The sequence below is a fragment of the Niallia sp. FSL K6-0212 genome (assembly GCF_038007605.1).
Lineage (GTDB): Bacteria > Bacillota > Bacilli > Bacillales > Cytobacillaceae > Niallia > Niallia circulans.
In genome coordinates, this window is record NZ_JBBOXL010000001.1 from 2,719,224 (window position 1) to 2,732,601 (window position 13,378).

The 13,378-nt window shown below is 37.1% G+C and carries 13 protein-coding genes; 12 read left to right on the plus strand and 1 reads right to left on the minus strand.

Annotation, left to right across the window (positions count from 1 at the left end; all coding sequences use genetic code 11):
- The first annotated feature begins 8 nt into the window (after positions 1–8).
- The 6 genes from nirB (at position 9) to MHH96_RS12865 (ending at position 7,198) form a co-directional block, all read left to right on the plus strand.
- Positions 9–2,414, plus strand: a complete 2,406-nt coding sequence (gene nirB, locus MHH96_RS12840) for a nitrite reductase large subunit NirB (RefSeq protein ID WP_341117525.1) — start codon at positions 9–11, stop codon at positions 2,412–2,414.
- 32 nt (positions 2,415–2,446) lie between these two features.
- A complete protein-coding gene (gene nirD / locus MHH96_RS12845) occupies positions 2,447–2,764 on the plus strand; it encodes a nitrite reductase small subunit NirD (protein ID WP_061800223.1) in 318 nt (105 codons plus the stop codon).
- A gap of 3 nt (positions 2,765–2,767) precedes the next feature.
- A complete protein-coding gene (gene cobA, locus MHH96_RS12850; RefSeq protein ID WP_341117526.1) occupies positions 2,768–4,204 on the plus strand; it encodes a uroporphyrinogen-III C-methyltransferase in 1,437 nt (478 codons plus the stop codon).
- Positions 4,186–4,926, plus strand: a complete 741-nt coding sequence (locus MHH96_RS12855) for a sirohydrochlorin chelatase (protein ID WP_341117527.1) — start codon at positions 4,186–4,188, stop codon at positions 4,924–4,926. Before cobA ends, MHH96_RS12855 begins: the two co-directional genes overlap by 19 nt.
- A 25-nt stretch (positions 4,927–4,951) precedes the next feature.
- A complete protein-coding gene (locus tag MHH96_RS12860) occupies positions 4,952–5,752 on the plus strand; it encodes a formate/nitrite transporter family protein (RefSeq protein ID WP_061800207.1) in 801 nt (266 codons plus the stop codon).
- A 342-nt stretch (positions 5,753–6,094) separates the two neighbouring features.
- Complete coding sequence (locus tag MHH96_RS12865; RefSeq protein WP_341117528.1) at positions 6,095–7,198, plus strand: erythromycin esterase family protein; 1,104 nt, start codon at positions 6,095–6,097, stop codon at positions 7,196–7,198.
- 325 nt (positions 7,199–7,523) lie between these two features.
- On the opposite strand, the gene MHH96_RS12870 is transcribed toward MHH96_RS12865, so the two are convergent.
- A complete protein-coding gene (locus tag MHH96_RS12870) occupies positions 7,524–7,901 on the minus strand; it encodes an SLAP domain-containing protein (protein ID WP_172865105.1) in 378 nt (125 codons plus the stop codon).
- A 466-nt stretch (positions 7,902–8,367) separates the two neighbouring features.
- Between MHH96_RS12870 and MHH96_RS12875 the strand changes: the two genes are divergently transcribed.
- The 6 genes from MHH96_RS12875 to MHH96_RS12900 all read left to right on the plus strand — a co-directional run bounded on the left by MHH96_RS12875 (position 8,368) and on the right by MHH96_RS12900 (position 13,294).
- Positions 8,368–8,994: a metal-dependent hydrolase gene (locus MHH96_RS12875; RefSeq protein WP_047941456.1), complete on the plus strand. Its 627-nt coding sequence runs from the start codon at positions 8,368–8,370 to the stop codon at positions 8,992–8,994.
- 178 nt (positions 8,995–9,172) lie between these two features.
- The gene (locus MHH96_RS12880) at positions 9,173–10,276 is read left to right on the plus strand and encodes a DUF4236 domain-containing protein (protein ID WP_047941457.1); all 1,104 of its coding nucleotides are present in this window, start codon (positions 9,173–9,175) and stop codon (positions 10,274–10,276) included.
- Between the two features lie 149 nt (positions 10,277–10,425).
- Positions 10,426–11,622, plus strand: a complete 1,197-nt coding sequence (locus MHH96_RS12885; protein WP_341117531.1) for a GTP-binding protein — start codon at positions 10,426–10,428, stop codon at positions 11,620–11,622.
- 129 nt (positions 11,623–11,751) lie between these two features.
- Positions 11,752–12,021 carry a 30S ribosomal protein S14 gene (gene rpsN / locus MHH96_RS12890; RefSeq protein ID WP_095320319.1) on the plus strand — a complete coding sequence of 90 codons (270 nt, stop codon included), beginning with the start codon at positions 11,752–11,754 and terminating at the stop codon, positions 12,019–12,021.
- 26 nt (positions 12,022–12,047) lie between these two features.
- Entirely contained in the window at positions 12,048–12,299 is a 252-nt protein-coding gene (locus MHH96_RS12895) for a type B 50S ribosomal protein L31 (RefSeq protein WP_047941460.1), read from the plus strand.
- A gap of 104 nt (positions 12,300–12,403) precedes the next feature.
- Positions 12,404–13,294 (plus strand): fructose bisphosphate aldolase, encoded by an 891-nt coding sequence (locus MHH96_RS12900; RefSeq protein WP_047941461.1) that lies wholly within the window; start codon positions 12,404–12,406, stop codon positions 13,292–13,294.
- Positions 13,295–13,378: the final 84 nt, after the last annotated feature.

The window sequence follows — 13,378 nt, forward strand, 5'->3', positions numbered from 1 at the left end:
GGACGAAAATGAAAAAGAGATTAGTGATGATTGGAAATGGAATGGCAGGAGTTCGGACGATTGAAGAAATATTGAAGAGAAATGCTGACCTTTTTGACATAACGATTATTGGGGATGAGCCTTATCCAAACTATAATCGGATTATGCTTTCAAATGTTTTGCAAGGGAAAACAACTGTAAATGATATTCATATTAATGACTGGAAGTGGTATCAAGAGAATCATATTCATCTTTTAACAGGCGAAAAAGCAATAAAGATTGATCGCGAAGAGAAAGCGGTCCTTACGGATAAAGGAAAAACGATAGAATATGATGAACTTATCCTTGCAACAGGATCTAGTGCCTTTATTTTACCGATCCCTGGAAGTGATTTAGAAGGTGTAATTGGATTCAGAACCATTGACGATACGGAAAAAATGATGGAAACAGCAAAGACTTATAAAAAAGCGGTTGTTATTGGCGGAGGATTACTAGGATTAGAAGCCGCAAGAGGATTAATAGATCGTGGAATGGAAGTTCATGTTGTTCACTTATTGCCAACTTTAATGGAGCAGCAGTTAGATGCAGCAGCAGCAAATCTTCTTAGAAAAGATTTAGAAGCACAAGGTATGAAGTTCTTAATGGAAAAACAGACGGCAGAGATATATGGAGATAAACGAGTTCAAGGATTGAAATTTACAGATGGAACAACGGTTGATTGTGATCTTGTCGTAATGGCTGTTGGTATTAGACCAAATGTAGCAATTGCCCGTGAGGCAGGGTTAGAAGTGAATCGCGCGATCATTGTTAATGATCATATGGTTACATCTGACCCATCTGTCTTTGCAGTAGGGGAATGTGCAGAGCATAATGGAATTGCCTATGGATTAGTTGCTCCTCTATATGAACAAGGAATGGCTCTTGCCGATTATATAACAGGCAAAGAAGGAAAAGGATATCAAGGATCAATTCTTTCTACTCAATTGAAAGTAGCAGGATGTGACTTATTCTCAGGAGGGAAAATCCATGAGGATGAAAATACGGAAGCGATTATTGTTCATGACCAATTTGCAAAAGTCTACAAAAAGATTTTAGTAACAGATAACAAAATTGTTGGAATTGTCTTATACGGAGATGCTTCCGATGGAACTCGGCTATTTAATATGTTGAAGAAACAAGCAGATATTAGTGAGTATACAAGTTCCTCAGTATTGAGCAAGAGCGGGGAGGACGCAGAAGAAGATTTAGCAGCAAGCATGAGTGCAGATGACACTGTATGCGGCTGTAATGGGGTAACAAAAGGTACTATCGTTCATTCTATCCTAGAGCAAGGATTAACTACTTTTGAAGAAGTGAAAGGATGTACAAAGGCAGGAGCATCTTGTGGTAAATGTAAACCACTAGTTGAAGGGATTTTAGCGCATACACTTGGTGACAATTTTGATGCATCCATTCAAAAAACAGGGATGTGCGGCTGTACAACACTTACTCGTGATGAAGTAGTAGCACAAATAAAAGAAATGCAGCTTAAATCTCCAAAAGAAGTTAGAATGGTGCTTGGTTTTGCAAGTGAAGAAGGCTGTTCAAAATGCCGCCCAGCGTTAAACTATTATATGCGTATGCTGTTCCCAGAAGAGTATGAGGACGATAAGGCATCAAGATTTGTTAATGAGAAAATGGAAGGGAATATTCAAAAAGATGGTACTTTCTCGATTATTCCTCGTATGTATGGCGGAACAACTACTGCAGAGGATTTAGTGAAAATCGGAGAGGTAGCGAAAAAATACAATGTGCCATTAGTGAAAATTACCGGGGCAAGCCGGATTGGATTATATGGCGTGAAGAAAGAAGATGTCCCACATGTTTGGGAAGAGCTAGGAATGCGTTCTGGTTATGCTTATTCTAAATCGCTTCGTAACGTAAAATCATGTGTTGGGTCAAGATTTTGCCGCTTCGGCACCCAAGATTCATTGGGACTTGGCATTAAGTTAGAACAAGAACTAGAAATGGTCGACACTCCGCATAAAATGAAAATGGGAGTAACAGGCTGTCCAAGAAACTGTGCAGAAGTATTGACAAAAGACTTTGGTGTTATTTGTGTAGAAAATGGCTATCAATTATATATTGGCGGAAATGGCGGAACAGAAGTACGTGAATGCGATAGCTTAACAACAGTTCAAACAGAAGAAGAAGTAATTACAATGGCCAAGGCATTTGTTCAATATTATCGTGAAAATGCGAATTATGGAGAAAGAACGGCTCCATGGGTGGAACGTATGGGGATTAAAACAGTGAAAGAAACACTATTAAATCCTAGAAATATGAAACAGTTTGTAAGCAGATTTGATCGTGCAAAATCAACATACGAAGAAGCTTGGTCTTCTGTCTTAAACGACCAAACAAAGAGAGAAATGTATGAAGTGATAAAAGGCTAATAGCTATAGAACAAAAATGGAGGGAATACAAGATGACGGCAACTTTAGAATGGAATAAGATTATGAAACTTGCTGATTTACCTAAACAAATTGGTAAAGAGGTTCATTTAAAAGGAAAATCAATTGCTTTATTTCATCTATCTAATGGAGAGGTTAGAGCTATTGCGAATAACTGTCCCCATCAAAATGGTCCATTGGCAGAAGGAATTGTATCAGGTGAATTTGTTTTCTGTCCATTGCATGATTGGAAAATTTCTTTAGTCACAGGAGAAGTTCAAAAACCAGATGATGGCTGTGTAGAGGTTTATGAAACACAAATAAAAGATAATTATATTTATATAATGGTGTAAGAGATGAATACGAACAAGGGGTATGTAGCATTTGTTGGAGCAGGGCCTGGGGATATTGGTTTAATTACAACTAAGGGGATAGAATGTTTAAAAAAAGCAGATATTGTCTTGTATGATCGACTTGCCAATCCACGCTTATTACGTTTTACAAGCAAAGATTGTGTGTTTATCTATTGTGGAAAATTGCCAAATAATCACATTATGAGACAAGAAAAGATTAACGAAACATTAGTAGCAGAAGCTTTAAAAGGAAAGTATGTTGTGCGGTTAAAAGGAGGAGATCCTTCTGTTTTTGGAAGAGTCGGGGAAGAAGCAGAAGCAATAGCAGCATATGATATTCCTTTTGACATAGTACCTGGTGTGACGTCAAGCATTGCAGCAAGTGCTTATGCCGGTATTCCGGTAACACACCGAGATTATAGTACTAGCTTTACGATACGAACAGGCCATGCTTGTAAGAAAAATGAAGCTGCCATTCATCATAAGCCTAAGCAAGAAGCGATAGGAGATACACTTGCTTATTATATGGGGGTGAAAGGCTTACCGGGAATTTGTGAAAGCTTAATAGCTCAAGGCAAGGCTAGTGACACAAAAGCAGCTGTTATTGAGTGGGCCACTCTGGGAAAACAACGAGTAGTCGAAGGAACCTTAGAAACAATAGTAGAAAAGGTAAAGGAAGCAAAGCTTGGAAACCCAGCACTAACAATAATTGGTGATGTTGTCCAGTTAAGATCGTCTATTGCATGGTTCGAGAAAAAATCCTTTTATCAAAAGAAGCTATTGATTGCAAAAAGCTCATCAGAAGAAAGTGTGCTAGAAAGATATTTTTCTAAAAATGGTGCAGAAGCTTATGCCTTCCCTACCATAAAATCTAACCCTCATTCCTATACAGCGGAGGAGCTGCAATTGATAGTAAATGCGGAAAGACTGATTTTTGCTTCCGTAGAAGGAGTAGAACTTGTGTTTACCCAGCTGTTTAAAGCAAATTATGATGTGAGGGATCTTCCTCGACAAATAGAACATCTGTCTGATAAAACACGCAAGGAATTAGAAAAAAGAGGCATACACAGTCTAAAGGCATCGTATGACAAAAGAAGTGCTATTTTAATAGGAAATGAACAAGCAATCGAGAAACAAGCCTTCTCCGATAATTTACTAGCACTACCTAGCCATACTATTGAAATAGATGAACGTTTTCAAGAAGTAAATGAACGCTTGTTGACAGAAAACCAATGGGAAACGGTTATTTTTCCCAATAAACGGTCTATTGATTTATTTTTACAAGAATGGCGTAAATTTAGCACGCAGAATCCGATGGAATTGTCATTCGCGGCAATCGGCCAATCGGTGCAGGAGTATGCTGTTAAGCAGGGATTTAATCATATAGATGAACAGGTACAGCAAGTATTAGATAATCAGAAATGGAAGTGTGGAAGCTGATGGATGCAGTTGTGTATATTGGCCATGGCAGCCGTATAATTGAAGGTAATAAACAATTCATCGCATTTATCGAAGAAGCAAAAAAAGAAATAAATATTCCTGTTCAAGAAATTGCTTTCTTAGAATTAGCGTCACCATCTATTGATGAAACGATGGAAAAAGTAATCCGGGCTGGAGCAAGGGATATTCTCGTCGTACCTGTTCTATTATTTTCAGCAGCTCATTTTAAAAGAGATATACCAGAAGAATTACTGGCAGTGAAAGAAAGGTTTCCAGAAGTACGATTTTCTGTTTCTAAACCATTTGATGTCCATCCCAAAATGATGAACTTAGTTAGGAAAAGAATCTATGAAAAAGGATGGGATCATGATGGAGTAATTCTATTAGTCGGGAGGGGCAGCAGTGATCCCGAACCAATTGGGAAGCTGAAGAGAATAAGTGAGCATATACAAAAACAATTAGCTTGCTCTGTATATCCTGCATTTTTAACAGCAGGAAAGCCAGACTTTGATGAGGAACTACAAATGCTTCAATTAGCATATAACAAGATTTATATTGTCCCTTATTTACTTTTTACAGGAAGGTTATTAAAAAGAATCGAAAGCAAGATAGAAAACAGCGACAAAGAAGTGATTGTTTGTCAGCCTTTAAAATACGACCATTTGATGAAGGAAGTTTTGCTGGAAAGAATGGAAGAGCAATTCATGAGCCTTACAATATAAAACAAAAAGGTAGAGGAGTGTCGTTATGAAAGAGGTTATTACTGCATTTAGTAATACGGCATTAATGAAAAGCAATGCTTTAAATACAAGTAAAAAGAAGTATTTAGTTGGTTCAATGCTTGCTGGTTTTTTTGTTGGATTAGGAATTATTCTTATTTTTACAATTGGCGGCTTACTTGGTGCGACCGGATTTGCAGGTACCAAAATTGTCATGGGAGTCTCCTTTGGGATTGCATTGAGTTTAGTTATTATGGCAGGGGCTGACTTATTTACCGGTAATAATATGGTAATGACAATAGGCATGCTGGAGAATAAAGTCACATGGAAGGATACCGGAAAAGTGTGGGGATACAGCTATATCGGCAACTTTATCGGCTCTATTATCGTTGCATTATTATTTAGTTATTCTGGTTTGGCAATTGGAGGGGTAGCAGAATTTATAACAAACGGAGCGGCAGCAAAAATGAATGCTCCTTTTATGGAATTATTGATTCGAGGGATTCTCTGTAATATTCTCGTTTGTTTAGCAGTTTGGTGTTCCGTAAAATTAAAGGATGAAACAGCGAAATTAATTATGATCTTTTGGTGTCTGTTTGCCTTTATTACATCAGGCTTTGAACATAGTGTCGCCAATATGACCTTGTTGTCTATTGCACTCATCATACCTCATCCTGAAACCGTATCGATCGGCGGACTAATTGCTAATTTACTGCCAGTTACAATTGGGAATATTATCGGTGGAGCTGTTTTTGTAGGAGCTGCTTATTGGTATCATATATCAGAGAAGACAAAAGCAGTGGTTAAATCTTTTAAAAAAGAGGCTTAAATTTATTTGTTTATGTGTATGATATCACAAATTGGCTATCTCGTTGGAAAAAGAGATAGCTTTTTTATATTTTTTCGGCATAAGTTTAAATGTGTATAACGTATTATTTTCGGAACAAAATAAAAGGTGGGAAAAATCGTATTTTAAAGGATGTGCAAAAAAGTGGTTACAAAAATAAATGAAATGCTTCAGCCTATTCAACAATATAGTCAACCATTTAAGAATATAGAAGATTTGCGGCACTAAATCAAAAAAGCAAGTAAGGCAAAATATGCATTATTAGGAGAAGCCACCCATGGTACGGCAGAATTTTATACGATTCGAGCAGAGATAAGCAAGAAGTTGATTAGTGAGTATGGTTTTTCCTTTATTGCTGTGGAAGGAGATTGGCCTTCCTGCTATGAGGTGAACCGATACATCAAGGGAAGATCTAATTATACCGATGCCAGGGAGGTGCTCTCACAATTCCAGCGATGGCCGACGTGGATGTGGGCAAATGAAGAAATTATTCCGCTTATTGAGTGGCTGAAAGAACATAACCAATCGAAGCAGGAAGAAGAAAAGGTTGGTTTTTATGGGATTGATGTTTATAGCTTATGGGAATCGATGGAAGCGATTATTGCCTATTTGCAAAAAATAAATTCTCCAGATCTTGAAAAGGCAATGCAGGCCATTACTTGTTTTCAACCATATAATAAGCGGACAGAGCAATATGGCATGTCTGCAGCATTTTTAGGAGAAAGCTGTCGGGAGGAAGTACTAGAGCTTTTACATTCCATTATGTCAAAAAGAAAGCAGTATTTGGAGGAGAATAGGGAAAACTACCTTAATTTGCAAATGAACGGAATCGTATCGAAAAATGCAGAATCCTATTATAAAACAATGCTTACAGATGATACAGAATCTTGGAATATTCGTGATCATCATATGGTGGAAGCTTTAGAAATCATCCGTCATTTTTATGGGGAGGAAGCGAAGGGAATTGTTTGGGAACATAATACGCATATTGGTGATGCGAGAGCAACTAGTATGGAGCAAGAAGGCATAGTAAATGTTGGACAAATAACAAGGGAAAAGTTTGGGTCGCAAAATGTATATGCTATTGGTTTTGGTACATATAAAGGGACTGTCATTGCAGCGGAGAAATGGGGAGATCCTTATAAAATAATGAATATACCCGAAGCCCAAAAGAACAGCTGGGAAGAGCAGCTTCATCGGGTTGGCTCTTTTAATCAAACATTCATCTTTACGGAAGATAACCGCCGTTTTTTTAACCAAATAATCGGTCATCGCGCAATCGGAGTTATTTATGATGCAGCATATGAACAGTATGGAAATTATGTCCCGACGAAAGTTTCTGAACGTTATGATGGGTTTATTTTCGTTGATCAGTCGACAGCAGTTACACCGATTGCGATCAATGCTGAAACAAGTAACCATGGGTAAACGAAAAAAGTCTAAATAATTTTAAGTAGCCAAAAAAAGCTAGAATAGAAGCTTTTTGGCTATTTTTCATTAGAAAAAGTGCTGTTAGTTTAATCACAGACAATCGTTTGCCCATGTTTCGAGGCTGGCAGACTGATACTTGCCTAGCCACTTTAAAGTATCGCAACAAGATAGATGGAATTACAGCGCACTATGACATAGATTGGGATTAGCGTCTTTAAAGCATTGAAACGATTAATCTGCTTATAGGGGATAAAGTAGCAAAAATGGGGGCTAACGATTTAGTGTTAACCTCCATTTCGTATGAATGATTATAGTTTAGCACCTAGCTGAACTTTATTGTTCCATTCTTAAAAGAAGAGCTCATTTGATAAGAACCTTTGGGGAAAATAAACGTCCAAGGCATACTTGTATGGGCTGGAATAACAAAATTTGGAAGGGTGAAAGTCCTTTCAGCAATGATATCTCCGTTAATAGAATAAGCCAATTTAGTATCATGGAATACCAGTGGACTATCTGCGAAATTATGAACCAATACAGAAACAAGCAATGCTTCTTTGTGATTAAATGCTTCTCGGATAGGGGAGAAAAGGATGTTTAAACTTGTTAAATCCTTAGTTTCTCGGAAGATTTTTTCTATATTTATTCGATCCTGAGGTGCTAATTGTTTATCCCAGGAAGCTTCAAATTGTAATTGCTGCATATCAACAAAACCACCTTTTGAAGTGAGTGTAACATAAGTGAATGAAAGAATCTATTAATGCTGACTTATGCACTATTTGTTTTTCTTAGTCAGTAAATTTAAGATGAAATCTAAACCGAAAGCAACTAGCAATCCTGACCAAAAAATGACGGTTGTGCTAAAAGGCTCCTTCTTGAAAAACAGGGAGCTGGTACAGTTGATAAATAACAATAATAAATAGATGTAGAACCCGGCTATTGCTCCTTTTCGCCAATTAGCCGCTTCACTGTTAGACATTTTTCTGAAAAACATTATTCTCATACACCTACTTTAATTTTCTGCGTTACCATTATTTTACCATTAACTAGTTTTTAGTTTAATAGACATTATCTATTTTCTGTAAATGAAATTAATACTAAACAGAACAAATGTTTTGGTGTAGAATAGTAATGTTGCAAAACTATTAAATGTTAGAGGGGTAATCAACTTGAATGGAACATCACATGCTGTAATTGGATCAGCGACTGGATTTATTGTTGCTAATACGGTGCAATCCACACCATCAGAGACACTCTTGTTTGTTTCTTTAGGAGCAGTGTCTGGATTAATTCCCGATCTTGATATTGATGGGAAACTTAGAGGGAAAATTACTTTGCCCCATCAAATGATTCAACTATCTGCCCAAGTCATCGGAATAATGATGATTCTATATAGCTTCTTTGATAGAACGGCTTTAGAGAGGTGGATGGGTGTCGGAATCGGTATACTGATTTTATTTATTGCATCTTTGATTAAACAAAAACATATGCTTACTATCACTGGTATCGCTGTTCTGATGGGAGGAATATCTCTAGAAGAGCGCTGGATTATTCTGCTGGGAATTTATATCATGATTGCATCTTTTACTTCCCACCGAAGTTATACACACTCCATCTTAGGGGTGATCTTTTTTGGAATTATTGCAGCTGATTTAGAGACATCACTCGATATTAATGGATTGTTTTACACTTGTATAGGCGGATACATAAGTCATCTACTAGCTGATTTAAAAATACTGCCAGTTAATAAGCGCGGTGTTAAACTGTTCTTACCTTTATCATCAAAGGAATTTTAATTAGTTGATAGTTATCTATCTTTATACATAACTAGAAGTTAGATAGGAAGAATCCCCCATTCAGGCGTGAGGAGGATTCTTTCTATTGGAAGCATAAATCATTAACATTGTCTAATCAGTTATAATCGAAGTTTACATGTGATTATGTTATAATATGGAAAAAGAGGGGGCGTTAAGTATGGGATACGGTTTTCGCAAGAGTTTTAAAATAGCTCCTGGTGTTCGTGTAAATGTGGGCAAAAAAAGTGTGGGCATAAGCGCTGGTGTAAAAGGGTTAAGATACAGTGTGAACTCACGGACAGGCAGTAGAGTGACAGCAAGTATTCCAGGAACAGGATTATCTTATAGTACGTCAGGATCGGGAAGCAGAAGTAGAAAATCGCCTGCCTATCAAAGACAAACTGATATAAATAGAAGACAACGAGAGATAGCAAAGCTAAATGAATTAGAGCAGGCAAGACTTGCAGTGGAGGCATATGAAAATACAATTGAACGTATCCATAGCATTCATATAGAAGCAGATGACCCTGTTAATTGGATTAAAGTAAGAGGTTCAGAAGCACCTTATCAACTTCTAAGTGGAGAAATGGGGGAAAAGGAAAAAGCGGCATTACAGAAGCTGCAAAATTATAAACCAAGTCTTTTTTCTAAACTTTTCAATCGAGAAGCTGCGGAACAGAAGCTGCGAGAAGAAGTGATAGCAGCAAGCGAACAGGATAAACAAGAATATCTTGCCTGGGAGCGAGACGTACAGGTTGCTACAAAGGTGTTAGAAGGGGATATAGATACATATTTTCAAGTTATCGAAGAATTTGCTCCATTAGACGACTTAACGGAATTTGGAAGCGGGTTTGAATTTGGCTGCGAGGACCCGAAAGTAATGGAAATTGAATTTGAAGTAAATACAGAGGATGTTGTTCCGAAAGAACAATTATCTTTAACGAAAACAGGGAAACTTTCTAAAAAACAAATGCCGAAGGGCAGATACTTTGATATTCAACAAGATTACGTATGCAGCTGTGTAATCCGAATTGCCCGTGATATGTTTGCTTTATTACCCTTACATACAGTCTATATCCATGCAGTCGATAATCGTTTAAATACCGCAACCGGATATATAGAGAAAATCACCATTCTATCTGTCAAATTAGAAAGAGGCAAACTAAATAGATTAAATTTTGCTAATATCGACTGCTCCGACGCTTTAGAAACTTTCGAACACAAAATGAATTTCAAAAAGACTAAAGGCTTTGAACCAGTCACTCGATTAGCGATAAAATAAGAGAATCAGAGGAGACGATTCTAATGAGGGCTTTTTTAATGCAAGGGACTCAGAAGAACGTTTCCTTGATACCCTTGCTTTTTTTTATTAATGAGTTTATTATATAAATCGTAATGATTACGATTTATATAAAATGGAGGAGTGGTAAAATGAAAAAAATACCAGTTACGGTGCTAAGTGGTTATTTAGGGGCAGGGAAGACGACTTTGCTGAATCATATTTTACATAATCGAGATGGGTTGAAGGTTGCAGTAATTGTAAATGACATGAGTGAAGTGAATATTGATAGTGAATTAGTGCAAACGGTAGGTGGATTTTCCCGAACAGAGGAGAAGCTTGTAGAAATGTCTAATGGCTGCATTTGCTGTACATTGCGTGAAGATTTGCTTGTTGAAGTGGAAAGGCTGGCGACAGAAGGGGATATTGATTATATTTTAATTGAATCCTCGGGTATTAGTGAGCCTATCCCGGTTGCTCAGACTTTTTCTTATATTGACGAAGAGATGGGGATTGACCTAACAAAGTTTTGCAAGCTGGATACAATGGTAACGGTCGTAGATGCAAATCGCTTTTGGCATGATTATGAGTCAGGAGACTCACTGCTTGATCGAAAAGAGGCAGTGGGAGAAGAGGATGACAGAAATGTCGCTGATTTATTAATCGACCAAATTGAATTTTGCGATGTTCTCATCTTGAATAAATGTGATTTAGTAAAAGCGGAGGATTTGGACAAATTAGAGAAGGTAATTAGAACGTTGCAGCCAGTTGCTAGAATTATTCGGACAGTGAACAGCGAGATAGATCCGCACGAAATACTAGATACGAATCTATTTGACTTTGACAGGGCTAGTGAATCGGCAGGCTGGCTCAGAGAGTTAAATTTGGGTCCGAGCATGCATACTCCAGAAACAGAGGAATATGGAATTAGCTCGTTTGTTTATTCTAGTAAAAAGCCATTTCATTCAGAACGTTTTAATGATTGGTGCCACTCTATGCCACTCTCTATTGTACGGGCGAAAGGGATAGCATGGTGTGCGACGAGGAATGACTTAGCATTATTATTATCGCAGGCAGGTCCTTCCGTAAGTATTGAGCCAATTTCTTACTGGGTTGCAGCACTTCCAGAAGTTAGGCAAGAGGAAATTTTGCAGGTCAATCCTAGTTTGCGCGGAAATTGGGACCCTCAATTTGGAGACAGACATACAAAACTTGTATTAATCGGAATGGATTTAAATGTAGAGCTTATAAAAAAGGAACTGGATGAATGTTTATTAACAGAAGAAGAGTTTCTTGGAGAGTGGCAGCAGTTGAGAGATCCATTTTATTGGCAGTTATCAGCAAGATGATTTCGCAGAAGCAGAAAACTTGCAAATCGTAATCATTTCGTTTTAATATATAAGAAAAGTATAAAGTAAATAAATTTTGATTAGGTAAATCGTAATGGTGACGATTTGTAGAAAAGGAGGAAAAACAGCTTGGCAAAAAAATCAAAGGTAGTAAAAGAAAGAAAAAGAAGAGAAATAGTGGAGAAATACGCTGAAATTCGCAGAGAGTTGAAGGAGAGGGGCGATTTTGAAGCATTAAGAAAACTGCCGAGAGATTCCTCACCTACTAGGTTAAAAAATAGATGTGAAGCTACAGGAAGGCCGAGAGGTTATTTAAGAAAATTCAAAATGTCTAGGATTGCATTTAGAGAGTATGCGCATAAAGGACAAATACCTGGTGTGAAAAAATCTAGCTGGTAATAAGAAAAATTGGAGGAATGATTAGTATGAAAAAAGGAATACATCCAAATTATCAAGAAGTTGTTTTTATGGATGTTAATAGCGGATTCCAATTTTTATCTGGATCCACTAAACAATCAAAAGAAGAAATTGTTTGGAAAGATGGAAAAACCTACCCGCTTCTAAAAGTAGAAATCAGTTCTGATACACATCCCTTTTATACAGGACGTCAAAAATTCTCCGATCGTGGTGGTAGAGTAGAACGATTTTATGAAAAATATAAACAAAAAAAATCATAATAAATGAGTGTGATTTCCGTTTTCTTTTCTAGTGAAATGTTTTAACTCCCTTGCGAATGTGAATAATTTAAGTAGAACGTGCAAATGAAAAGGAGGATAAAAATATGAACAGCCAATTAGAGAGAATGAAAACGAAAAAAGGGTTCATTGCTGCATTAGACCAAAGTGGTGGCAGTACGCCAAAAGCGCTGCTTCATTACGGAGTGCCAGAAAGTGCTTATACGAATGACGAGGAAATGTTCAATCTAGTACACAAAATGCGGACAAGGATTATTACTTCCCCAGCATTTAATTCTGAATATATTCTTGGAGCAATCTTATTTGAACAAACGATGGATAGCAAGATTGAAGGTATGTATACGGCGGATTATTTAGCACAGAAAAAAGACATCCTTCCCTTTTTAAAAATTGATAAAGGATTAGCAGATCAAGCAAATGGAGTTCAGCTAATGAAGCCAATCCCAGACTTGGATGAAATTTTGCGACGTGCCAATGAACGTAATATTTTTGGCACAAAAATGCGTTCTGTTATTAAGGAAGCTAATCGAGATGGAATTAAAGAAGTTGTGGAACAACAGTTTGAAATAGGAAAACAAATAATAGCAGCAGGATTAGTACCAATTATCGAACCGGAAGTAGATATTTATAGCCAGGATAGAGAACAGTCTGAGGCTATTTTGAAAGAAGAATTGTTAAAGCATCTTAATGACCTAAACGAAAATGAAAATGTCATGTTAAAGCTATCGATTCCTGCTATTGCGAATACTTATAAAGAATTAACCACCCATCCACGAGTGGTTCGAGTAGTTGCCCTTTCCGGAGGATATAGCAGAGAAGAAGCAAATCAAAAATTAAAAGAAAATGACAATATAATTGCAAGTTTCTCGAGAGCTCTAAGCGAAGAATTAAACGTTAATCAATCAGAGGAAGAATTCAATCAAAGCTTAAAAGAAGCCGTAACCTCTATTTACGAAGCTTCCACCGTCAAGGAATAAGGGGACATTTTTAATTGTAATTCCGTTTGAATAAGAAAAACTATATATTTAGAAGATGAGAAAAAGAAATTTTAAATGGAAAGG